The sequence below is a fragment of the Rhizobium rhizogenes NBRC 13257 genome, assembly GCF_000696095.1.
Taxonomy (GTDB): Bacteria; Pseudomonadota; Alphaproteobacteria; order Rhizobiales; family Rhizobiaceae; genus Rhizobium; species Rhizobium rhizogenes.
Genome location: NZ_BAYX01000002.1, coordinates 71,495 through 90,484, shown reverse-complemented (window position 1 = coordinate 90,484; position 18,990 = coordinate 71,495). Strand labels below are relative to the sequence as shown.

Annotated in this window: 26 protein-coding genes; 13 read left to right on the top strand and 13 right to left on the bottom strand. The window is 60.5% G+C overall.

Going from position 1 to position 18,990, the window contains the following annotated elements; genetic code table 11:
- Positions 1-50 precede the first annotated feature (50 nt).
- The 3 genes from bla to dmeR all read right to left on the bottom strand — a co-directional run bounded on the left by bla (position 51) and on the right by dmeR (position 2,431).
- Positions 51-1,070 carry a class A beta-lactamase gene (bla, locus tag RRH01S_RS04440; RefSeq protein ID WP_042470135.1) on the bottom strand — a complete coding sequence of 340 codons (1,020 nt, stop codon included), beginning with the start codon at positions 1,068-1,070 and terminating at the stop codon, positions 51-53.
- An 85-nt stretch (positions 1,071-1,155) separates the two neighbouring features.
- A complete protein-coding gene (dmeF, locus tag RRH01S_RS04435; RefSeq protein WP_042470132.1) occupies positions 1,156-2,121 on the bottom strand; it encodes a CDF family Co(II)/Ni(II) efflux transporter DmeF in 966 nt (321 codons plus the stop codon).
- Between the two features lie 37 nt (positions 2,122-2,158).
- Positions 2,159-2,431 carry a Ni(II)/Co(II)-sensing transcriptional repressor DmeR gene (gene dmeR, locus RRH01S_RS04430; protein ID WP_007701985.1) on the bottom strand — a complete coding sequence of 91 codons (273 nt, stop codon included), beginning with the start codon at positions 2,429-2,431 and terminating at the stop codon, positions 2,159-2,161.
- 340 nt (positions 2,432-2,771) lie between these two features.
- Here dmeR and RRH01S_RS04425 point away from each other — a divergent pair, with 340 nt between their 5' ends.
- The gene (locus RRH01S_RS04425; protein WP_007701990.1) at positions 2,772-3,260 is read left to right on the top strand and encodes a GNAT family N-acetyltransferase; all 489 of its coding nucleotides are present in this window, start codon (positions 2,772-2,774) and stop codon (positions 3,258-3,260) included.
- Between the two features lie 39 nt (positions 3,261-3,299).
- Here the strand turns inward: RRH01S_RS04425 and RRH01S_RS04420 are convergent, their stop codons facing one another.
- Positions 3,300-3,950, bottom strand: a complete 651-nt coding sequence (locus tag RRH01S_RS04420; protein ID WP_012651137.1) for a cysteine peptidase family C39 domain-containing protein — start codon at positions 3,948-3,950, stop codon at positions 3,300-3,302.
- Positions 3,951-4,036: 86 nt separating this feature from the next.
- Here RRH01S_RS04420 and RRH01S_RS04415 point away from each other — a divergent pair, with 86 nt between their 5' ends.
- On the top strand, positions 4,037-4,807 hold the full coding sequence (locus RRH01S_RS04415) for a class I SAM-dependent methyltransferase (RefSeq protein ID WP_042470130.1): 771 nt from the start codon (positions 4,037-4,039) through the stop codon (positions 4,805-4,807).
- 16 nt (positions 4,808-4,823) lie between these two features.
- Here the strand turns inward: RRH01S_RS04415 and RRH01S_RS04410 are convergent, their stop codons facing one another.
- The 3 genes from RRH01S_RS04410 to RRH01S_RS04400 all read right to left on the bottom strand — a co-directional run bounded on the left by RRH01S_RS04410 (position 4,824) and on the right by RRH01S_RS04400 (position 7,082).
- The gene (locus RRH01S_RS04410) at positions 4,824-5,738 is read right to left on the bottom strand and encodes a c-type cytochrome (RefSeq protein WP_042470127.1); all 915 of its coding nucleotides are present in this window, start codon (positions 5,736-5,738) and stop codon (positions 4,824-4,826) included.
- A gap of 106 nt (positions 5,739-5,844) precedes the next feature.
- Positions 5,845-6,291 carry a c-type cytochrome gene (locus tag RRH01S_RS04405; protein ID WP_042470124.1) on the bottom strand — a complete coding sequence of 149 codons (447 nt, stop codon included), beginning with the start codon at positions 6,289-6,291 and terminating at the stop codon, positions 5,845-5,847.
- A gap of 155 nt (positions 6,292-6,446) precedes the next feature.
- The gene (locus RRH01S_RS04400) at positions 6,447-7,082 is read right to left on the bottom strand and encodes a LysE family translocator (protein WP_007702001.1); all 636 of its coding nucleotides are present in this window, start codon (positions 7,080-7,082) and stop codon (positions 6,447-6,449) included.
- 128 nt (positions 7,083-7,210) lie between these two features.
- On the opposite strand from RRH01S_RS04400, the gene RRH01S_RS04395 reads away from it, so the two are divergent.
- A complete protein-coding gene (locus tag RRH01S_RS04395; RefSeq protein ID WP_042470122.1) occupies positions 7,211-7,912 on the top strand; it encodes a helix-turn-helix transcriptional regulator in 702 nt (233 codons plus the stop codon).
- 32 nt (positions 7,913-7,944) lie between these two features.
- Here RRH01S_RS04395 and RRH01S_RS04390 read toward each other — a convergent pair whose 3' ends face one another.
- A complete protein-coding gene (locus RRH01S_RS04390; RefSeq protein WP_042470119.1) occupies positions 7,945-8,727 on the bottom strand; it encodes an SDR family NAD(P)-dependent oxidoreductase in 783 nt (260 codons plus the stop codon).
- Between the two features lie 164 nt (positions 8,728-8,891).
- Here RRH01S_RS04390 and RRH01S_RS04385 point away from each other — a divergent pair, with 164 nt between their 5' ends.
- Entirely contained in the window at positions 8,892-9,788 is an 897-nt protein-coding gene (locus RRH01S_RS04385) for an AraC family transcriptional regulator (protein WP_042470460.1), read from the top strand.
- 4 nt (positions 9,789-9,792) lie between these two features.
- Here the strand turns inward: RRH01S_RS04385 and RRH01S_RS04380 are convergent, their stop codons facing one another.
- Together RRH01S_RS04380 and RRH01S_RS04375 are read right to left on the bottom strand one after the other, a co-directional pair.
- The gene (locus RRH01S_RS04380) at positions 9,793-10,641 is read right to left on the bottom strand and encodes a metallophosphoesterase (RefSeq protein ID WP_042470116.1); all 849 of its coding nucleotides are present in this window, start codon (positions 10,639-10,641) and stop codon (positions 9,793-9,795) included.
- Between the two features lie 112 nt (positions 10,642-10,753).
- Positions 10,754-11,356, bottom strand: a complete 603-nt coding sequence (locus RRH01S_RS04375) for a superoxide dismutase (RefSeq protein WP_007699507.1) — start codon at positions 11,354-11,356, stop codon at positions 10,754-10,756.
- A gap of 368 nt (positions 11,357-11,724) precedes the next feature.
- Between RRH01S_RS04375 and RRH01S_RS04370 the strand changes: the two genes are divergently transcribed.
- The 8 genes from RRH01S_RS04370 to RRH01S_RS04335 all read left to right on the top strand — a co-directional run bounded on the left by RRH01S_RS04370 (position 11,725) and on the right by RRH01S_RS04335 (position 16,841).
- The gene (locus tag RRH01S_RS04370) at positions 11,725-11,931 is read left to right on the top strand and encodes a cold-shock protein (protein ID WP_007699502.1); all 207 of its coding nucleotides are present in this window, start codon (positions 11,725-11,727) and stop codon (positions 11,929-11,931) included.
- A gap of 197 nt (positions 11,932-12,128) precedes the next feature.
- On the top strand, positions 12,129-12,344 hold the full coding sequence (locus tag RRH01S_RS04365; protein ID WP_012651133.1) for a hypothetical protein: 216 nt from the start codon (positions 12,129-12,131) through the stop codon (positions 12,342-12,344).
- Between the two features lie 147 nt (positions 12,345-12,491).
- The gene (locus RRH01S_RS04360) at positions 12,492-12,932 is read left to right on the top strand and encodes a hypothetical protein (RefSeq protein WP_229202573.1); all 441 of its coding nucleotides are present in this window, start codon (positions 12,492-12,494) and stop codon (positions 12,930-12,932) included.
- 14 nt (positions 12,933-12,946) lie between these two features.
- Positions 12,947-13,198, top strand: a complete 252-nt coding sequence (locus tag RRH01S_RS04355) for a BON domain-containing protein (RefSeq protein ID WP_012651130.1) — start codon at positions 12,947-12,949, stop codon at positions 13,196-13,198.
- A gap of 48 nt (positions 13,199-13,246) precedes the next feature.
- Positions 13,247-13,897, top strand: a complete 651-nt coding sequence (locus RRH01S_RS04350) for an aspartate/glutamate racemase family protein (protein WP_042470458.1) — start codon at positions 13,247-13,249, stop codon at positions 13,895-13,897.
- 103 nt (positions 13,898-14,000) lie between these two features.
- Positions 14,001-14,813: a helix-turn-helix domain-containing protein gene (locus RRH01S_RS04345; protein ID WP_042470111.1), complete on the top strand. Its 813-nt coding sequence runs from the start codon at positions 14,001-14,003 to the stop codon at positions 14,811-14,813.
- 109 nt (positions 14,814-14,922) lie between these two features.
- Positions 14,923-15,615 carry a YbhB/YbcL family Raf kinase inhibitor-like protein gene (locus RRH01S_RS04340; protein ID WP_042470109.1) on the top strand — a complete coding sequence of 231 codons (693 nt, stop codon included), beginning with the start codon at positions 14,923-14,925 and terminating at the stop codon, positions 15,613-15,615.
- Complete coding sequence (locus tag RRH01S_RS04335; RefSeq protein ID WP_007699483.1) at positions 15,612-16,841, top strand: MFS transporter; 1,230 nt, start codon at positions 15,612-15,614, stop codon at positions 16,839-16,841. The genes RRH01S_RS04340 and RRH01S_RS04335 overlap by 4 nt, the downstream gene beginning before the upstream one ends.
- 6 nt (positions 16,842-16,847) lie before the next feature.
- Here the strand turns inward: RRH01S_RS04335 and RRH01S_RS04330 are convergent, their stop codons facing one another.
- Entirely contained in the window at positions 16,848-17,099 is a 252-nt protein-coding gene (locus tag RRH01S_RS04330; protein WP_007699480.1) for a DUF1488 family protein, read from the bottom strand.
- A gap of 71 nt (positions 17,100-17,170) precedes the next feature.
- Positions 17,171-17,293 (bottom strand): hypothetical protein, encoded by a 123-nt coding sequence (locus tag RRH01S_RS35085; protein WP_007699477.1) that lies wholly within the window; start codon positions 17,291-17,293, stop codon positions 17,171-17,173.
- A gap of 158 nt (positions 17,294-17,451) precedes the next feature.
- On the opposite strand from RRH01S_RS35085, the gene RRH01S_RS04325 reads away from it, so the two are divergent.
- On the top strand, positions 17,452-17,988 hold the full coding sequence (locus tag RRH01S_RS04325; protein WP_034519184.1) for a GNAT family N-acetyltransferase: 537 nt from the start codon (positions 17,452-17,454) through the stop codon (positions 17,986-17,988).
- A 24-nt stretch (positions 17,989-18,012) separates the two neighbouring features.
- Here the strand turns inward: RRH01S_RS04325 and RRH01S_RS04320 are convergent, their stop codons facing one another.
- Positions 18,013-18,900: a branched-chain amino acid aminotransferase gene (locus RRH01S_RS04320; protein ID WP_007699470.1), complete on the bottom strand. Its 888-nt coding sequence runs from the start codon at positions 18,898-18,900 to the stop codon at positions 18,013-18,015.
- Between the last annotated feature and the right edge of the window lie 90 nt (positions 18,901-18,990).

The following is an 18,990-nucleotide window of genomic DNA, read 5'->3' as shown; positions in this document are numbered from 1 at the left end:
CGCGACCGTATCGCCCTGATTTATCGATTGCATTGCAGAGCGCTACTATTTCATCCCACCATGCCCGCAACGATCTTGCCGACCTCGGCGAAGACGGCTTCGATATCTTTTGCAGGCGCGGTCGCTTCGCCGACATAGGTCACAACGAGGATAGGGCCGCGATCCGGGAGCCAGATAACGGCAACGTCGGCATAGGAGCCGTTATCGCCGGTGCCGGTCTTGTCGCCAACCTTCCATTCCTTCGGCAAGCCGGCGCGCAGGCGGGCATTGCCGGTGGTGTTGGCGACCAGCCAGTTCGACAATTGATCCCTCGAGGTTTCCGATAGCGTGTTGCCGAGCGTCAAAAGCCCGATCGTATCCAGCATGGAATCGGGTGTCGTCGTATCCCGCGGATCGTCCTTGATCGCCTGGTTAACATCGGGCTCCTTGCGGTCGAGCCGGGTTTCGGTGTCGCCGGTCGTGCGCAGCCATGCGGTCAGCGCCGCCGGACCGCCGAAGCTGTCGAGCAACAGATTGCCGGCGGTGTTGTCGCTGAGCGTGATGGCCGCGTTGCAGAGCTCGGCAATCGTCATGCCGTCGGTGCCGGCATGCTTTTCAGTCTCCGGCGAATAGGTGACGACGACATCCTTGCCATAGGTGACGCGACGGTCGAGCTTCTCGACGCCCTGATCGACGCGGGCGAGCACGAAGCCGGCGGCAAGCGCCTTGTAGCTGCTGCACAGGGCGAAGCGCTCCGCTTCGCGATAGCCGAGCGAAATATTGGTTTCGGTATCCAGCACGGAAACACCGAGGCGGCCGCCGGTCTTCTTTTCCAGATCCGCAAGCTGCTTGTCGGCATCCTCCGTCACCTGGGAATTGTCCGCCCCCTGGGTGCCGTCCATTCCATCGTCGTCGTCAGGTGCCGCGGAACTGTCCGGCGTATCGGAGGCGCCCGGCGCTGGAGCCGTCGCGTCCGGACTTTTGTTGGCGTTGGCATCCTGCGCAAACAGGGCTTGCGGGCCAAATGTCAGGGCGGGAAGGAGCAGCGCCGAGCCTGCCAAGAGGCGGCGGCGGGTAAGCAATGTGGGCATGCGGAAACCTCCAGCGGAATCAGGCGGATTCAGAGCTAAGCGAGGAATATGGCAAGCCTCTGGCACACCCTTCCTTCAACCCGCCTTATGCCGCCTTTTCGACCGTGACTTCAACGGTGACATGCGACAATTCATGCAGATCCGCCAGTCGGGCCTTGTAGAAGGCAGGATCGCGCGGCTCCGGCGTCGCCACGGCAACGATCGCCGCGTGATGACCGGGGCCGACCTGCCAGACATGCAGGTCGGTGATGCGGTCGTCGCCGGTTTCGATGGCCTCCCGGATTTCGTCCGGCAGCTCTTCGCCGGACGGAATGAAGTCGAGCAGGATCGAACCGGAGGAACGCAGCAGGCTCAGGGACCACTGCAGGATCACCAGGCCGCCGACGATGCCCATCAACGGATCGAGAAAGGTCCAGCCGAAATAGCTGCCGAGCAGAAGGGCGACGATCGCCAGAACAGATGTCATGGCGTCTGCGATGACATGAACATATGCCGAGCGCAGATTGTTGTCCTTGCCGCCCTGGTGATGATCATGGTCGTGACCGTGCTCGTGATGATGATCATGCGCGTGGCCATGCCCATGGTGGTGGTGGTCATGATCATCGCGCAGCAACCAGGCGCTGACGATGTTGACGAGGAGGCCGACCGACGCAATGGCGATCGCCTCGTGGAAATTGATCGCGACCGGGTTCATCAATCGCACCAGGCTTTCCCAACCCATCAGCACCGCGATCATGGCGAGGATGATGGCGCTGGCGAAGCCGGCGAGATCGCCAAGCTTTCCGGTGCCGAAGGTGAAGCGCGCATTATGCGCGTGACGGCGGGCATAGAGATAGGCCAGCGCCGAAATCAGCATGGCGCTGGCATGTGTCGACATGTGCCAGCCGTCGGCGGTCAGCGCCATCGAGCCGTAGAGCGTGCCGGCGGCGATCTCGACCGCCATCATCACCGTCGTCAGCGCGATGACCAGCCAGACGCGGCGCTCATTGCGCTGGTGGTCGGCACCCAGAAATACATGGCTATGCGTCAACGCATCCGAAGAACCACTCATGACATCCGTCTCCTGTTGAATGTTCCAAAGCCCCTGCTCAGCGCAGATAGGTCTTCAGCACATCGGATATTTCATCGACCGCCTGACGGCGTGCCGTTTCGCTTTCGGCATGAAGCACATGCTCCTGCAGGTGATCGTCCAATATCTCGCCGGTCAGCCCCGTCAGAGCGCCGCGAATGGAAGCGAGAAGCTGCAGCACCTCACCGCAAGGCCGTTCGGCCTCCAACGCCCGCTCCACCGCCTCCATCTGCCCCTTCAGGCGACGGACACGCGAAAGAAGCTTGGCTTGTTCACGAACGGTGTGGGACATGGCGACCTCGAATTATAATATAGGGGGGTATACTATATTTGACGCCACGAGCAAACCCTCGTTCGATGGAACTGAGTGCGATAGACTGACGCGCCCTAACGGCGGTCTCGATGCTGAAGAGTGGCTCGGCTGAGCGAGCAGGTGGCCCCCATTGACAAATCCGCCATTCCGGATCATTGATGCGCCCATGATCAAGAACGCGCTCCACACCTGCTCGTATTTTTGGCTGTACCTGTAAAGGGCGGCTGGACAGATCATATTGTCAACAAGCCGCCGTCAGGCGGCTTTGTTGTATCAGCAGCGTCCTGACGGCTCATTCGAAACAAGGACGCGAAATGCCATGCTAGACGATAGCGAAATTTCCCTTCTCCGCCCGCCGGTGCTGACCATCCGCAGCGCGCATCCGCGCGACATGCCGGAGCTGAACGACATGATCCGGCTGCTCGCCGCCCATCACGGCGACCCCTCCGGCACAACGCCGGAACAGCTTGAGCGCGATCTCTTCGGCCCGCTGCCATGGATCACGGCGCTGGTGGCCGAAGGCGAGAACGGATTGATCGGCTACGCCATTCTCGTACCGCTCTACAAGGCGCAGGAAGGCCAGCGCGGCATGGACCTGCATCACCTCTTCGTGCGCGACGGTCATCGCGGCCACGGCATCGGCCAGCATCTGGTCGACCGCGCCCGAGACGTCGCCCGCAAGGCCGGCTGCAGCTTCCTCTCCGTCGGCGCGGCAACCGGCAATGTCCAGGCGCATCGCTTCTACGAACATATGGATTTCAAGCCGCGCCCGGTCACCGGCATGCGCTATCTCCAGGCACTGGCCTGATGCCGGCCTTACCCGGGATCGCCGTTGACCTTCCTATCGTCAGCGATCGATGGCGATCCCGCGCCCGGCGAAGAAGCGGCCGAATATCTCTAGCGGCAGCTCCACATTTTCGCGGGTAGCAACTTCATGTCCGGAGGGATTGTGAAAGCGGACTGAGCCTGCATCGACCGCAGTCACCAGCACGAGATGTCCGCCCTTCGATGGCGGCTCGGTATCGGACCAGCGGATGGAATGGTGCACGGACGCAACGAAGAATTCCGATTGCGCCAGGATATCGCCGATATCTCCGACAGAAATCCCGGTGACGACCTTGGCGTCCAGACCGAACCTGTCTTTGACGAAGGGAACGAAAGGCGCATAGATCAAGCCTTTGATCCTGCCGTCCGCCTCTTCGACATAGCCGCCATAATCCTTGCATCCCATGGCCAGATCCATGATCGGCATCGTCCGGCCGGTGCGGGCGGCGAGAACCATCTTCAGGCAGGCCATGCCGCAAAGATTGCCGGCCCAACGGGCGTAGTCCTCGACATTGCGAGCCCCTGAAGATGCCCAGAGCGGGTCCTTCAACAAAGCTGTCTGCGCGCCCTCGGCCACCACGGCCAGCGTCATGTCAGGCGTTTCCCATTGGCTGAAATAAGGAACTTTCTGCTTCACCGCTATGTCCACGGCCACCCTCTCCCGTTGCTGCATTCCGAGCTCACCGAGCTGTAAAGTTCAACGCAAATACGCTAGAAAAAAGGCTATGCGTCCGCGATTTCTCAACTGAGGATATACCCTTGGAACAGCGGTTTACTTTTGACGGCGTGGCAGCCCTTTATGGCGGCGCCCGCCCTGTTTATCCCGAGCCGCTCTTCGACGACATCGTTGCCTTCGCCGATTTGGCCGCTAAGGATCGCATCCTCGAAATCGGCTGTGGCACGGGACAAGCGACGCAAGGGTTGGCACGCCGTGGCTTTTCCGTCCTCGCGCTCGATCCCGGTTCGGAGCTGATCGGCATCGCGCGGGAAAACCTGGCCGAGTTTCCCAATATCCGCTTCACGGAATCGACCTTCGAAGCCTGGCCGGGCGAACCGGCAGCCTTCAAGCTCGCACTTGCCGCCCAGTCCTTTCACTGGGTTGCGCCGGAGATCCGCTTTGCCAAGACAGCCGCGCAGCTCACGCCGGATGGAACGCTTGCCGTTTTCGGTAACGTACCGCTGCCGCCGGCATCGCCGCTCGGCCCGGAGTTTGCCCGCATCTATTCGCAATACGCGCCATCCCTCTCCGGCCCACCAGCAGAAGCTTGGTATTTGCCGGGTGGCTTCTTTGCGGCGCTATTCGAAGAGTCCGAGCATTTCGGGCCGGTAACGCACCGCTGCTATCCCTGGAGCCGGATGCATAGCACCACAAGCTATACCGACCTGCTCCGCACGCTCTCAGGCCATCGGCTTCTGGCGGATGAGCAGAGGGAGGCTCTACTTGGGGCAATCGCGGAGGTGATCGCTGCACATGGCGGAGAGTTTGAGCTTCGCTACGAAACACATCTCTATCTAGCAAAGCGAATCTGAGAGCAGGCACGCGCGCTCATCGCGCCGGCAGCGCCTTCAGATAGGCCGCGATCGCCTCGCGGTCAGCGGCCGGGAGATGCGCAATGTTCTGCTGTACTTCGGCCATCGAGCCGCCGGCGGAATCATAGTCGGGGGTGAAGCCGGTTTCGAGATAGGTGGCGATATCGCCGGCGCTCCAGCTGCTGATCGCCTTCGAGCCGGGGGTGATATCGGGGATGTTGCCCTTGCCTTCCGGGTTCGGTGCACCGGCCAGCCACTGATCCCTAAGGAAGCCGCCGAGGGCGTCGCGCGGGGTATGGCATTCGCCGCAATGACCGGGGCCTTCGACCAGATATTGGCCGCGCCTGATCTTGTCGTCGGCATTGGCGAGGACGACGCGCGGCTGATCGTTGAAATAGAGAAATTTCCAGCCGCCGAGCGTCAGCCTGATATTGAAGGGGAACGGCAGCTCATGCGGCGGGGCGACATTGTCGCTCTTCGGCAAGGTCTTCAGGAAGCCCCAGAGATCGTTGATATCCTTGTCGCTCATGCGGGCGTATGAGCCGTAGGGGAAGGACGGATAGAGATGTTCGCCGTTTTTGCCGACGCCGCGCTTCATGGCATTTCCGAAATCGGCCAGCGTCCAGCTGCCGAGACCGGCCTTTTCATCAGGCGAGATATTCGGGACATAGAAGGTGCCGAAGGGGCTGGCCAGCGCCAGCCCGCCAGACAACACCAGCTTTGCATCGCCTTGCGCGCCGGATGCGGCATGACAGCTCGTGCAGCCACCGGCCCAAAAGACCATCTCACCGTTCTTGATATCGGGATCACCGAGATTTGCCCAATGGCTTGCCGGCAGGGGCGATGGTCCGGTGACGACATAAAAGGCGCCGAAGCCGATGATGGCGAGGCCGACGAGACAGAGCAGCCACCGGACAAATCGCGCAACCATGCCTCACCCCTTCCATTCAACCCACATCATAAAATACTAAAATCCACACCGGCGGCAAAGCCGGTGCGGATGTCTAACCTGATTTCCGGACGATGCCGGCCTACCGCTAGTCCTTCTTGATGCGGTAGGCCTGATGACAGGCGCCGCAATTGCCGCCCAGGGTCTTCAGCGTCGCACCAACGCCCGCCTGGTCGGCTGGGAGCTGCGCAAGTGCTGTCTCCGCATCGGTGGACAGCTTGGCGGCCTTGGCCTTGAAGTCATCGAGGTTATCCCAGATCTTCGGATTGACCTCGGCATCGGTCTTGTCGCTGTCGGGGTTGAACTGATCCGGGAAAGCTTTGGCCGTCTCGGCGATCGTCGTCAGCGAGGCCTTGACGATTTCGGCGTCGTAGGGCTTCTCACCCTTGGCGATGGCGCCGAGAGCGCCGGTCGCGCCGCCGATCTTCTTCATCAACGCGATACGGGCATCATGCGTACCGCCATCGGCCGCCAGGACCGAACCAAAGGCAACGCCGGCCAGAGCCGTCGCCACCACAATCGCTCTCCATTTCATATGCTTCTCCTACCTCTGCGGATGTGATCAGGACCGCGGATGCGGTCGGCGCGTCATCACGCTAGCATGTTTGCCGTTTTCCGCGCAGGCGATGAAGTCACAAAGTGGTGAGAGCTGAGCAAAATCAGTGTCATATTCGAGACATGAGCCGGCCCTCACGCCGTCCTCCAGCCCTCCCAGACGGTGAAGACCGAGACCGCAAAGAGGAGCAGCCCGGCGGCACGCCCGGCAAAGGCGGTGGCCACGGGGTTGGCAACCAACAGATCGCGGCTGCGGCCGGCGGTGACGGCGAGCCCGCCATAGATGAGGAACTGCGTGGCGACAGTCATCAATCCCATGATGGTCGCCTGTATCCAGATCGGGCCGTAGTCCGGCTTCAGAAACTGCGGATAGACGGCGAGGATGAAGAGATAGGCCTTGGGGTTGATCAGGCAGGTGACCGCGCCTTGGCGGAAGGCCTTCCAGGCGGAGCGGCTACCGGCCGGCCCCTGATCGCCGACAGTGATCGAGCTACGCATCAGCGTAATGCCGATAAAGGCCATGTAGCCGGCGCCGGCAAGGAGCAACGGATTGAAGAGGACCGGCACAAAATGCATCAGCAGGCCGACGCCGAGCGCGCCGTTCAGCGAATGCACCGCGCCACCCAGCATGATGCCGCCGGTCGCGGCCAAACCCCTGTTGCGCCCGCCGGTCAGCGAATTGGCCAGCACGAAGAGCATGTCCATGCCCGGAACGATGATGATGCCGAAGAGAAGGAGAAAGAAAAGCCAGAGATTTTCGGTATAGCCCATGTCAGTTGCCTATCGTCTCGTGCGGGTGATCCGCGGAAGAATTTGTTGATTTTCAAATCGATAGGCAGTCTTATAGTTCAGTCCAACTGACAGGGTATTGTCACGAGCCTTCAAGCCGGGAGGATGAAATGCGCAAGGCGTCGCGCCTGTTCGAGATCATCCAGATCCTGCGGCTGGCGAAAAAGCCGGTGACAGCGGCCGTCATCGCCGAGCGGCTGGAGGTGACGGTACGCTCGGTCTATCGCGACATCGTCGCCCTGCAGGCGATGCGCGTGCCGATCGAGGGCGGGCGCGGCATCGGCTATATCATGCGCCCCGGCTTCGACCTGCCGCCGCTGATGTTTTCGATTGAAGAGATGGAGGCAATCGTGCTGTCTCTGGCGCTGCTGGAGCGCACCGGCGACGACGAACTGAAGCTCGCCGCCAAGCGCGTCAGTGCCAAGATCGCCGGTGCGGTGCCGCCACCGCTGCGCCAGACATTCGAGGCCAATGCGCTGCATGCCTGGGGCTTTGCCGCACCCCTGGCCGGCGCCATCGATCTGGCGCTGGTGCGCCGCGCCATCCGCGACGAGGAGAAACTGGATCTCTCCTATCGCGACGAACTCGGCCGCGCCACCGAGCGCATCATCCGCCCGATCGCCCTCATCTATTACGCCGAAACCGCCAACATCGTCGCCTGGTGCGAATTGCGCCAGGCCATCCGCAACTTCCGCAGCGATCGGATCGAAGGTTGCGAAGCGGCGGGATCATGGTTCAAGGGAGAAGGGGATGGGCTACGGCAGATCTGGGTGAATGGGTGGCAGGTGAATGCCCAAGCCGCCGGCGGTTGACGGCAGGGGCGACTGAATCGATACTCTTCTATCTAGAGCATCATGCCGCCAGACACTTCGATCCGCTGACCATTGATCCAGCGATTATCCTCCGACAGCAGCGAGGCGATCATCGGACCGATGTCATCGGGCAGGCCAACGCGGCCGAGCGCCGTCATGGAGGCGACGAACTTGTTCACCTCGGGATTGTCGCGCACCATGCCACCACTGAAATCGGTCGCGATCGCGCCCGGCGCAACGGTATTGACGGTGATGCCACGCGCGCCAAGCTCCTTGGCCAGATACCGCGAGAGAACCTCGACCGCGCCCTTCATCGCCGCATAGGCAGACGAGCCTGGATTGCTGAAACGGGCAAGGCCGGAGGAGATGTTGACGATGCGACCGCCATCCGCAATCAGGGGCAGCAGCTTCTGCGTCAGAAAATAGACGCCCTTGAAATGGACTTTGTAAAGCTTGTCGAGCTCGGCTTCCGTCGTTTCCGTGAAAGCTGCATGATAGGATGCGCCGGCATTGTTGACGAGAAAATCGAAACGATCGCGATCCCAAGTTTTCCGCAGCGCCTGTCCAACCTCGGACACAAACGTGTCAAAAGAGGCGACGTCGCCGGCATCGAGCTGCAACGCCACGGCCTTCCGTCCGAGCGCCTCGATCTCGGCAACCGCGCTTTCCGCTTCTGCCCGATTTGAGTTGTAGGTGATGATGCTATCGACGCCGCGATGGGCGAGATGGACAGACGTGTTGCGGCCGAGACCACGGCTGCCGCCCGTGACGATTGCGATCTTTGCCTTTGATTTATCGATATTTTCGGTTGTCATTGCCGTTCTCCAGGGAATGCTTGATGACAGAAATCTACGCCCGTCCTGCCATCTCCTTGAATGCCGGAACTCTCGAATTTCTTGCCTATTCCTCCAAGTGCCTTGCCGGCCGACGTTACACTGCTATGATGATGGCACTTCGCCCCCTGCCCTGGAGACCGCCGATGTCGTCAGCCCTTAAAGACGCGCTCATACAGTTCATCGAAAGCAGTGATGGCGGCGACAACGGGGTCTTTTGGACCGGCATCGATGGCTTTTGCGTCATGCGCTCGAGCGAGCCGAAGATGCCGCATAAGATGATCTACAGGCCGGCGCTCTGCGTCATCGTCCAGGGTGCGAAGCAATTGATGCTGCACGACCGGGTGATCGACTATGCCGAGATGCAAGCCCTCATCATCAGCATCGAGCTGCCCGCCGCCGGCCGGGTGATCGAGGCAAGCCCGGAAAAGCCCTATATCGCCATCTCGCTCGAATTCGATGTCGGCATGATGCGCGAGGTGATGGAGCAACTCGACGTGCCGCCGAAGCCGACGGGCGGTGCAGGTCTCGGCATCTTCGTCGAGGACCTCAGCCAGCCGCTCGCCGATTGCCTGGTGCGATTGACCGGGCTGCTCGCGACCCCGAGGGCTATTCCGGTGCTCCATCCGGCAATCATGCGGGAAATCTGTTTCTGGCTGCTCACCGGCCTCAACGGCGGCGAGGTCTGCAAGCTGGTGCTTCCTGACAGCCAGACGCGCCGCATTGCCGACGCCATCCGCCTGCTGCGCGACAATTTCGCCGAGCCGGTACGCATCGAGCAGCTTGCCGCCGCCGCGCGCATGAGCCCCTCCTCGTTCCATCAGCATTTCAAGACACTGACCTCGATGACGCCACTGCAATATCAAAAGCAGATGCGGCTGCTCGAAGCCCGCCGCCTGATGGTTGCCGGCAGCGCCAACGTGGAGAATGCCGCCTACCGGGTCGGCTATGAAAGCGCCTCGCAATTCAGCCGCGAATACACCCGCATGTTCGGCGCGCCGCCGAAACGGGACGTAGCGGAGATGCGGGTGGCGGCGGAATGAGACGCTAGTGCAAGGCCAGAACCCTGCTCTCCTCACGCCCGAAGCCGATGATCTCCAGCCGATCCTCGTAGACCGTGACGATCGCATAGGCGCTGTTGTCTTCGGTATCGACCATGCCTTTGAAATTGACGAAATACGTCCCGTCGGCGACGCCAAAATTGCCAGCATGGTTGTGGCCGTTGAGATAGGCGATGACGTGATCATGTTCGGCGAACAGCGCCAGCAGGCGTTCGCTATCGATCGCGTTGTGCGAATTCTCCGGGAAAACCGGATAGTGGTTCATGACCACGACTTTCTCGCCCGCGGCCTTCGCCTCGTTCAGCTTCGTGGCGAGCCAGGCATATTGCGTGTCACTGATAGCGCCATTCCAGCGGTGCGAATTCGGCGCTCCGGCGTCATTCAGCGCCCTCATCAAAGCCTTGGCCTCATCGCGACGCGGGTCACCTTCCGGTGAAGCAAACAGGCTGATCTCGTTGCCGTCGAGAGCAATGAAGCGATAGCCGGCTCGGGCGAAGTCATAATAGGCCGACGACAGCCCGACGCGGTTTGCGACCTTCGCCAAATGCTCTGGCGCGACCGCAAAATCGTGATTACCGAGCAGGAAATACCGCTCATGCCGCAGGGTCTCGTAGACCGGCAGGATATCGTCGAAACTCTGCCAATTCCGGTCGATGATATCCCCGAGAGTGACGACGAAGGCGAGGTCGTGTCGGTTGAATTCCGTGATTGCCTCTTTGAGCTTGGCGAGGCTTTTTGCCGGATAGCGATCGAGCTCGAGATTGGGCTCGAGAGCAGCATATTGCGGATCGGCGACGACGCCGAAACGGAAGATCGGGGCGGATGGAGACGACATGGAGACGACATGCAGCCTCCTTGGGCTGACGGGTTAGTAATCGGACGATACATACGAAAACACCCGACGCTTGGACAGCGCCGGGTGCAAAAGCAAGCCTGGAAGGCAAAACTTACTTCGTGGCGGCTTCGTAGCGCTCCAGGACGTAGTCCCAGTTGATCAGGCTGTCGATGAAGGCCTCGAGGTATTTCGGGCGCAGGTTGCGGTAGTCGATGTAGTAGGAGTGTTCCCAGACGTCGACGCCGAGGATCGGGGTCGCACCATGAACCAGCGGGTTTTCGCCGTTCGGGGTCTTGGAGATTTCGAGCTTGCCGTTCTTGACGGAAACCCAGGCCCAGCCGGAGCCGAACTGGGTGGCGCCGGCAGCAGCGAAATCGGCCTTGAACTTGTCATAGCCGCCGAGATCGGAAGCGAAGGCAGCTTCGAGCTTGCCTGGCAGCTTGTTGCCGCCGCCGCCCTTCTTCATCCACTTCCAGAAATGGACGTGGTTGTAATGCTGGGCAGCATTGTTGAAGAGGCCAGCATTGGTGCCGAAGGACTTCTTCACGATCTCTTCGAGCGAGAGATCGGACAGGCCTGCTTCAGCAGCGAGCTTGTTGCCGTTGTCGACATAGGCCTTGTGATGCTTGTCGTGGTGATACTCGAGAGTCTCACGCGACATGAAGGGGGAAAGAGCATCGTAATCGTAGGGAAGTTCAGGCAATTCGAAAGCCATGGTCATATCTCCTCTTGGCAATTGATTGCGTCGGCAGGTGACCCGGAACATAGGAGGGGACGAAGTGAAGGGCAACCGGCGACATGCCAAAAAATCGCGGGCTGGAGGAAAATTTACCCGTCTTTCAACCAGATACCACTTGTATTGCTCATCACTCAAATTGGGTGTCAAACTGCCCAATCGTCTTCTCACCCAAGACTGGTCTTAATTAAACCTTAATCAGCCTGTAGTTGTCCTTCTATCGTCTTGGGCAGTTTGGCTTATCGCAGCGTCAGAGGTTCTCGACCCGCCGATCTCCTCAACCGTATGGTCCTGAATATGCTGGGCACGTTTGCCTGCATCGACCATGCCAAGCCCAAGGAGACAGCATGTTCAATGGCATCGTCAAGAATTTCGACCTGGAAAAGGGCTACGGCTTCATTCAGCCGACCGACGGCAGCGTCGCTATTTTCGTTCACGCGAAAATAGTGGTGAAATCCGGCTTGGAGACGCTCAAAAAGGGTCAGAAGTTGATCTTCGAAATCGAGCAGGACGGCATGGGCCGCAGCTCGATCTCCAAGCTCAGATTGGCCTGATTGGAACGGAATGCGGCGCTGACCACGGATGTACTGGCAGCCCGCGATCACCCGATTGACAATCAAGCCGGAATGTTCGGCAAGCGGCATCTTGGCCGTCTTGCCGAACATACATTTCCCGATAGACGACATTTGCGCGCGAGCGCCATGATAACAGGGCCGTTGCAACAGACAGGGCCGGAAAGACGTAGCGCACCGTGGCCATTCACCGTTTCCCCATCGGCGAGACCGTTCGACTGAAGAGCCTGAAAGGCCTTTCCCCGAAGGCGGCGGAGGTTTACCGGATCACGGCCTATCTTCCAGCGAGGGACAACTCCCCGCAATATCGGATGCGCAACGACGAAGTCGCCCAGGAACGGGTGACACAGGAAATCGATATAGAATCGATCGCCCCTGCGGCAAAAGCCGAATAGATCGCACCGTCGCAGCAGTCGCGCGCAGTAATAGCATTTGAGGCCTCTGTTTAGATGGTGGCGCGCGCGAAACCGTGCGCCGGTCTGACAGACCGGCGACAATCGTCGCGTTGAGTTCCGAGGCCATCAACTATGCCGGAAGGATTGATGATGCCCGCCGATACTGCCAGCGAGACCAGCAGCAATGACGGCCCGGTTGGCCTCATTCCATTCTTCGAAAGCCGTTCGTCCCGCCATATCAGGGACACATCCCTCCTGGATAGTAAGGTGCCGCTCTTTGAAAACGATGAGTGGCTGATCGACGATTTCGGTATCCGGGCGAAGATGCCAGTGGGCACCTTCAAGATTCCCGCCAGCCGCCTCGGCGAATTGACGACATCCGCGGCGGGCGCCTTCCTGTTTTGGCCGACGCATATGGCACAAGAAAACTGGACCAGGATCAATCTGTTTATCGAAGCCTATAGGCAAGCCTTGAAGCTCCACAAGGGACGATACGGACCACAAATTCCAGACGAGCTGCTTGACAGCAGCTTAGGCGCCGCGATGGCGATAGCCGCGGATAAAACGCGAAAGACAACCACTAGCTGAGGAAATCAGACTCCATGACACCCTCATTCTCTGCCAAAATGCCCCGCCCCAACGCACCTGAAACGATCGACCTCGAATTCGCGGTGGAAAACGCGCTGGCCATCGCCGAAGATATCGACGGCCCGGATGTTTTCGTAACTGCGGACGGTCCCAAGATCGTTCTCAGCGGCTGGCTTGCAACGGAAGAAGAGATCGATCGCGCCGGCAAAATCGCCGCCACGATCTGCGGCATCGCACGCGTCGACAATCAGATCGTCAGAGGCTAGGCTCGGTGAACCGCCGCCTTGTCGGGTGGCTTCAGCGAGACCAGCTCCGTGAAAATTGCCTGCCTGCACACTGCCGAAAGCAACATTCCCATCTATGAGGACGCTGCCAGGGAGCTTGGCCTTCCTGTTGGCGCCCTCCATCATCATGTCCGCGCCGACCTTCTCCTGACCGCCGAACGGCTGGGAGGTTTGACGGCCGATATCACGACGGAAACGGCTGATGTCCTGCTCCACCTCGCACAGGAGGCCGATGCCGTCGTGCTCAACTGCTCCACCCTTGGCCCGGCGGCATTGCTGGCGGCCGGGAAGTCGCCGGTTCCCGTTATCAGAGCCGACGGTATCCTAGCCGAAAGAGCGGTGAAGGCGGGCGGCAAAGTCATTGTCCTTTGCACCGTTGAAACGACCATCGACCCCAGCACACGGCTATTCGAAGAGGCCGCAAAGGCAACCGGTGCCGTCATCGACGTGCGGTTGATCGAGGGCGCCTGGGCGCTGTTCCGGGCCGGCGAACAGGAGGCTTATCTGATGTCGATCGCTGCAGCGGTCGACGCAGCGCAGCGCGAGGGGGCGAAGACGATCGCCTTCGCACAGGCGTCGATGACCGGAGCGCTACGGCTGCTGACCGGAAGCGCTGCCCAGCCGATGACCGGCCCGCTCGTTGCGCTGAAAGCGGCTATGGCAGCGGTTGCCACGAACTGAAAACTGGAGCCGAGAGAACCGACAAGGCGCTTTGCGGGCTTGGCATCACCATTGGCGTGGTCCAGACTATCGCCCTAGTCGACATCAGCAGGACGCCGTCGCCATGCCCGAAGCTCATCAGATATTGGAGAAGCTGCGCCGCCTGGCGGGGAAAGACAATCGGCCTGCCGTAATGCCGGCTGATGGAAAAAGCTATTCCACCCTCTTCACCTTCGTCACCCGGCAGCGCGAGCGTATCGCCGGCTCGGCCTTTGCCCATGTCTCGATCGTCGTTCTCATAGAGGGCTACAAGGAGGTGCTGAGCATGGGGCGGCATCTGCGTTTGCCGGCCGGTACGGTGCTGGTACTGCCCGCCGGCTGGCGCGGCGATGTCGTCAACGATCCCGATCCGCAGAGCGGCGTCTATCGCGCCATCTTCATCAGCTTTCCCGACGAGCTCGTGCGCCGCGCCATCAGGGCGTTTCCGCCTGCGCGCACGGCTTCGCAGATCGACCTGCCGCTCGATCCGGTGCTGGCTGCAGCCATCCATCATGCCGGCGACGGCATTGCCTCCGGTGAGCTGCCGGCGGAACTGATCGAGCACCGCCTGATGGAGGTGCTGATGGTGCTCGGCATGCGCGGCGCCCTGCCCGCTTCGCCTGAAACGACGGCGGAGGCTGTGCGCGCATTGGTGCGCTGGCAGCCGGACCGCGCCTGGACCGCCGACCTCATTGCCGTCGAACTCGGCACCAGTAATGCGACGCTGCGCCGGCGTCTGTCGCGCGAAGGTTCATCGTTGCGCGACGTGCTGGCAAGCGAACGTGTGGCGCTCGCGACCACATTGCTGGCCGAAGACGGACTGTCGCTGCGCGAGGCAGCCCTTGCCACCGGCTATCGCTCCCCTCGCCGCTTCGCCGAGCGGCTGCGCAGCACTTGAGCGTTTCCGGCTTCACTTTGAGCGTTTACGTACGCAAGCGTACCGGAACGATCTGTTAGACCCTGCCCCATGAAAGCTCGAAAGGGCTGAAACGCGAAAGGGCAAGACCATGCGACATACTCCCCATCTCCTCGGCGCAATCGCTATCGCAGCGGCGGTCACCACCGGCTCACCGGCCTTTGCCGCTGATCTCAAGGTCAAGTTTGAAAAGAGCGATGGCCGCATGCTGCTGCCGGAAAACGCCTCGTGTATCGCAACCCCAAACAGCAAATCGGCGCCGGGACCGAACAAGAGCGTGGCTTTGTCTTGGTCGAAAGGGCCGAAGGGCACACGCTCCTATGCGCTGACCATGGTGGATCCCGATGTGCCCAGCGACTTCTCGTTGTTCAACAAGGACGACACGATCATCCCTGGGAACTTCAAGCGGATGGAATTCGTCCATTGGGTACTCGCCGATATACCAGCCTCTCTCACCAGCCTTCCCGAAGGCGCCGATGGCGATAATTCGCCGGTGGCCGGGCTGCCGCTCGAGCGCACGGACCACGGCCGGCGCGGACAGAACGGCGCTGGCGGCGGCTCCTTGAAGAATGGGCCGCATGGGGGCTATATGGGCGCGTGCCCGCCCTGGAACGACGAGCGTATTCACGGCTATCACGTCACCGTCTATGCACTCGATGTCGACCGCCTCAATCTTCCCGATCTCTTCACCCGCGCAGACCTGCTTGCCGCGGCAAAGGGGCATATCCTGGCGTCGGGCAGCCAGGAATTATTGTATACGTTGAATGCAAAGGCCAGAAAATGACAGAGACAAGATGGGAGGCAGCCGCGCCGGCTGAACCGGAAACCGCTTATTGGATGCGGAATCTGATCATCTGCCTCGTCGGCTCCTTCACCACCATCGTGGCGATGACGCTGCTGCTTCCCTTCCTGCCGCTTTATGTCGAGGAGCTCGGCGTCACCGACAAGGCCGCGATCGTGCAATGGTCCGGCATTGCCTATGGCGCCACCTTCTTTGCCGCCGCTTTCGTCGCGCCGCTCTGGGGCCGGCTCGGCGATATCTATGGCCGGAAATTGATGCTGGTGCGCGCCAGCCTCGGCATGACGGTGGCGATCTCGCTGATGGGCATGGCGGGCAGCGTCTGGCAATTGGTGGCACTGCGCCTGTTCACCGGCCTTGCCGGCGGCTATGCCTCGGGCTCGATGGTGCTGGTGGCGACGCAGACACCGAAGCTTCGCTCGGCCTGGGCACTCGGAGTATTGTCCTCCGGGATCATGGCCGGCAATCTGGTCGGGCCTCTGATCGGCGGCGCATTGCCGCCCATCATCGGCATTCGCGGCACCTTTCTGCTGGCTGGCAGCGTGATCTTCTTCACCTTCCTGGCGACCACCTTCCTCATCAAGGAAGAGAAATCGCCGGCGCGGAAAAAGGCCGCCAAGGCGAGTGGCGGCTGGGCTTCCATCCCCGACAAACGACCTGCTATCGCCATGTTGTCGATCGGCCTGCTGCTGATGCTCGCCAATATGTCGATCGAGCCGATTATCACCGTCTATGTCGCCCAGTTCGTCGAGAATGCGCATGTCACGATGATTTCTGGCGTGGTCATGGCTGCGGCGGCACTTGGCAGTATTATGTCGGCCTCATGGCTCGGCAAGCTGGCTGACCGCATCGGCCATTGGACTGTCATCATGACGGCTCTCGCGGTCGCGGCGCTGCTGCTGATCCCGCAGGCTTTCGTGACATCAGCCTGGCAATTGATCGCGCTGCGCTTCCTGATGGGTATCGCGCTCGGTGGACTGCTGCCCTGCATCACCGCCGTCATCCGCCACAATGTACCGGATGCGGCGGCCGGCAGCATCCTCGGCCTTTCGATCTCGTCGCAATATGTCGGTCAGGTGGTTGGCCCGGTCATGGGCGGCTTCGTCGGCGGCCATATCGGCATGCGCGCCGTCTTCCTCGGCACCTGCGTGCTGCTGGCGATCGGCGCAGTCTATTGCTGGTGGGTCAGCCCGAGGAAAGAGGCGGAATAGTTCTCCTCAGCGAAAGTCATTCGGCGTCAGAATGTACATGCGCCGGCGGGCATAGCCATAGGCTTTCATGGCCACCTGCTGGATCGCATCGCGCCCGGCATCGAAGGCGGCAAGATAGCCTGCCTCGGTGTTGGCTTCTGGAAAGACATCGGCTTCGACCAGAAATGGAACCTCGAACATGCCATCATGCCCGATAAAACGGATACGCCGCGCCGACGCATCATAACTGCGGCTCCGATTGGGAAAGCTCAAGCTCATCGTCGACTACCTTTAAACAAGAATGGACCCGGCGGCCTCATAAAGGCCGGCGGTTTCAATTGCTTCCGACATCACCACGTCAATCCGAACAGCATCGAATAGATGACGAACCCGATCGCCGCGATGACACAGAGCTGCAAAAACAGCCTGTAGTAGTCGAAAAGATAGACAGAAGCAGGAAGAGAGATTTTCATGGCGGCCTCCTTAGTGGTTTTGCCGACCAACTCCATAATAGCACAAAAGCAATTGCCGTGGGAGAATTCGCTACATTTTCTTGTACTGCGAATTATTCTTCCGCATCCCGGCGTCTATTCTTATCTTTACGGATATCGATAAATCAGGAGAAACAACCGTGCTTCCGACCTTTGAAACCGGCCGCCTGATCCTGCGTCCGCGCACCATGGCCGATATCGAGGAATGCATGGCCATGGATCGCGATCCGGAGGTGACGAAATTCATTCCCGGCCCGTGGAATGATCCAGAAGCACACAGGCTGTTCCTGACAAACCGCATTCAGGCGGACTTTGGTGAGGGCCTCGACTATTGGTCCGTCTTTGCCAAGGACAATCCAGAACAATTTCTCGGGTGGATCTTGCTCATACCCGCCGATGCGGTTGGGCCAGAGATCGAGATCGGCTGGCGGCTGAACAGGCTCACCTGGGGCAAGGGCCATGCGACGGAAGCTGCAAAGCCGGTCCTCGCCCATGCCTTTACAACACTCGGCCTCGAATGCGTGATCGCCGATATCGCGCCGGGCAACACGGCTTCCATCCGCGTTGCAGAAAAGCTCGGCCTGTCGCCGACGCGCGCAACCGAATATCTCGGCCAATCCTTCGCATCCTACCGGATCACGAAGCAAACCTTCAAAGCCAATTCGAAGGCATCGTGATCCGAAGACTGCGTGCAGTATTCCTTATTCTTCGCTGATACTCCGCCCAAAGGCCCAGTCCATGTAAAGCTCCAGCGCCTTGCGGGCGATCGGGCCTTGCTGGAATTCGCGGCTATCGAGGCGGGTGACGCCGACGACCTTGGAGAAGTTGCCGCTGGTGAAGATCTCGTCGGCGGCCATGAACTGTTCGACCGACAGTGTTTCCTCGCGCACCTCGAATCCTTCCTGGCGCAACAGGCCGATGACGCGGGCGCGGGTAATTCCGGCGAGGAAGGTACGGTTGGCGACCGGCGTGTAGACGATACCGTCCTTGACCATGAAGACGTTGGACGAAGCGGTCTCGGCGACATTGCCGTTCATGTCGCATGCAAGCGCATTGTCGAAGCCGCGCTTCCTGGCTTCCAGGATCATCCGGCCGCTGTTTGGGTAGAGCGAGCCGGCCTTGGCATCGGTCATCGCGGTTTCGGGCGACGGACGGCGGAAAGGCGAAACGGTCAGCGAAATGCCACCCTGGCCGCCCAGCGGCGCCTCAAACAGGCAAAGTGCGAAGCGGGTCGATTCCCCATCGACAGCAACAACGCTGCCCGCCGTACCATGTTCGCCCCAATACATCGGCTTGATATAGAGCGGTGTCTTGCCGTCGAATTTCTTGATGCCTTCCCAAGCGAGTGCCTCGATCTCCTCCGGCGTCTTTACCGGCTTCAATCCCATGGCGAGCGCCGAGCGATTGATGCGCTGGCAATGAAGGTCGAGATCGGGCGCGATGCCGTCGAACCAGCGCGCACCATCGAAGACGGTCGAAGCCAGCCACATGGCATGCGAGGTCGGCCCGATCAGCGGCGGATTGCCGGGGAGCCATTCTCCATCGACATGGGTCCAGGTGGTGGTGCGGGGGGATGTATCGACGGCCATGATGATTTCCTCGTGAAAGCGGCAAAAGGAAATCCCTGTGCAACCTGGGGGTCAAGCGGAATTTTCAACCCGAAATCCATTCGCAACAAA

What these genes read in the sequence shown, in the direction of transcription:
- bla (WP_042470135.1), bottom strand. Translation starts at nt 1,070, where the DNA reads ATGCCCACATTGCTTACCCGCCGCCGCCTCTTGGCAGGCTCGGCGCTG.
- dmeF (WP_042470132.1), bottom strand. Translation starts at nt 2,121, where the DNA reads ATGAGTGGTTCTTCGGATGCGTTGACGCATAGCCATGTATTTCTGGGT.
- dmeR (WP_007701985.1), bottom strand. Translation starts at nt 2,431, where the DNA reads ATGTCCCACACCGTTCGTGAACAAGCCAAGCTTCTTTCGCGTGTCCGT.
- RRH01S_RS04425 (WP_007701990.1), top strand. Translation starts at nt 2,772, where the DNA reads ATGCTAGACGATAGCGAAATTTCCCTTCTCCGCCCGCCGGTGCTGACC.
- RRH01S_RS04420 (WP_012651137.1), bottom strand. Translation starts at nt 3,950, where the DNA reads ATGCAGCAACGGGAGAGGGTGGCCGTGGACATAGCGGTGAAGCAGAAA.
- RRH01S_RS04410 (WP_042470127.1), bottom strand. Translation starts at nt 5,738, where the DNA reads ATGGTTGCGCGATTTGTCCGGTGGCTGCTCTGTCTCGTCGGCCTCGCC.
- RRH01S_RS04405 (WP_042470124.1), bottom strand. Translation starts at nt 6,291, where the DNA reads ATGAAATGGAGAGCGATTGTGGTGGCGACGGCTCTGGCCGGCGTTGCC.
- RRH01S_RS04400 (WP_007702001.1), bottom strand. Translation starts at nt 7,082, where the DNA reads ATGGGCTATACCGAAAATCTCTGGCTTTTCTTTCTCCTTCTCTTCGGC.
- RRH01S_RS04395 (WP_042470122.1), top strand. Translation starts at nt 7,211, where the DNA reads ATGCGCAAGGCGTCGCGCCTGTTCGAGATCATCCAGATCCTGCGGCTG.
- RRH01S_RS04390 (WP_042470119.1), bottom strand. Translation starts at nt 8,727, where the DNA reads ATGACAACCGAAAATATCGATAAATCAAAGGCAAAGATCGCAATCGTC.
- RRH01S_RS04385 (WP_042470460.1), top strand. Translation starts at nt 8,892, where the DNA reads ATGTCGTCAGCCCTTAAAGACGCGCTCATACAGTTCATCGAAAGCAGT.
- RRH01S_RS04380 (WP_042470116.1), bottom strand. Translation starts at nt 10,641, where the DNA reads ATGTCGTCTCCATCCGCCCCGATCTTCCGTTTCGGCGTCGTCGCCGAT.
- RRH01S_RS04375 (WP_007699507.1), bottom strand. Translation starts at nt 11,356, where the DNA reads ATGGCTTTCGAATTGCCTGAACTTCCCTACGATTACGATGCTCTTTCC.
- RRH01S_RS04370 (WP_007699502.1), top strand. Translation starts at nt 11,725, where the DNA reads ATGTTCAATGGCATCGTCAAGAATTTCGACCTGGAAAAGGGCTACGGC.
- RRH01S_RS04360 (WP_229202573.1), top strand. Translation starts at nt 12,492, where the DNA reads ATGATGCCCGCCGATACTGCCAGCGAGACCAGCAGCAATGACGGCCCG.
- RRH01S_RS04355 (WP_012651130.1), top strand. Translation starts at nt 12,947, where the DNA reads ATGACACCCTCATTCTCTGCCAAAATGCCCCGCCCCAACGCACCTGAA.
- RRH01S_RS04345 (WP_042470111.1), top strand. Translation starts at nt 14,001, where the DNA reads ATGCCCGAAGCTCATCAGATATTGGAGAAGCTGCGCCGCCTGGCGGGG.
- RRH01S_RS04340 (WP_042470109.1), top strand. Translation starts at nt 14,923, where the DNA reads ATGCGACATACTCCCCATCTCCTCGGCGCAATCGCTATCGCAGCGGCG.
- RRH01S_RS04335 (WP_007699483.1), top strand. Translation starts at nt 15,612, where the DNA reads ATGACAGAGACAAGATGGGAGGCAGCCGCGCCGGCTGAACCGGAAACC.
- RRH01S_RS04330 (WP_007699480.1), bottom strand. Translation starts at nt 17,099, where the DNA reads ATGAGCTTGAGCTTTCCCAATCGGAGCCGCAGTTATGATGCGTCGGCG.
- RRH01S_RS35085 (WP_007699477.1), bottom strand. Translation starts at nt 17,293, where the DNA reads ATGAAAATCTCTCTTCCTGCTTCTGTCTATCTTTTCGACTACTACAGG.
- RRH01S_RS04320 (WP_007699470.1), bottom strand. Translation starts at nt 18,900, where the DNA reads ATGGCCGTCGATACATCCCCCCGCACCACCACCTGGACCCATGTCGAT.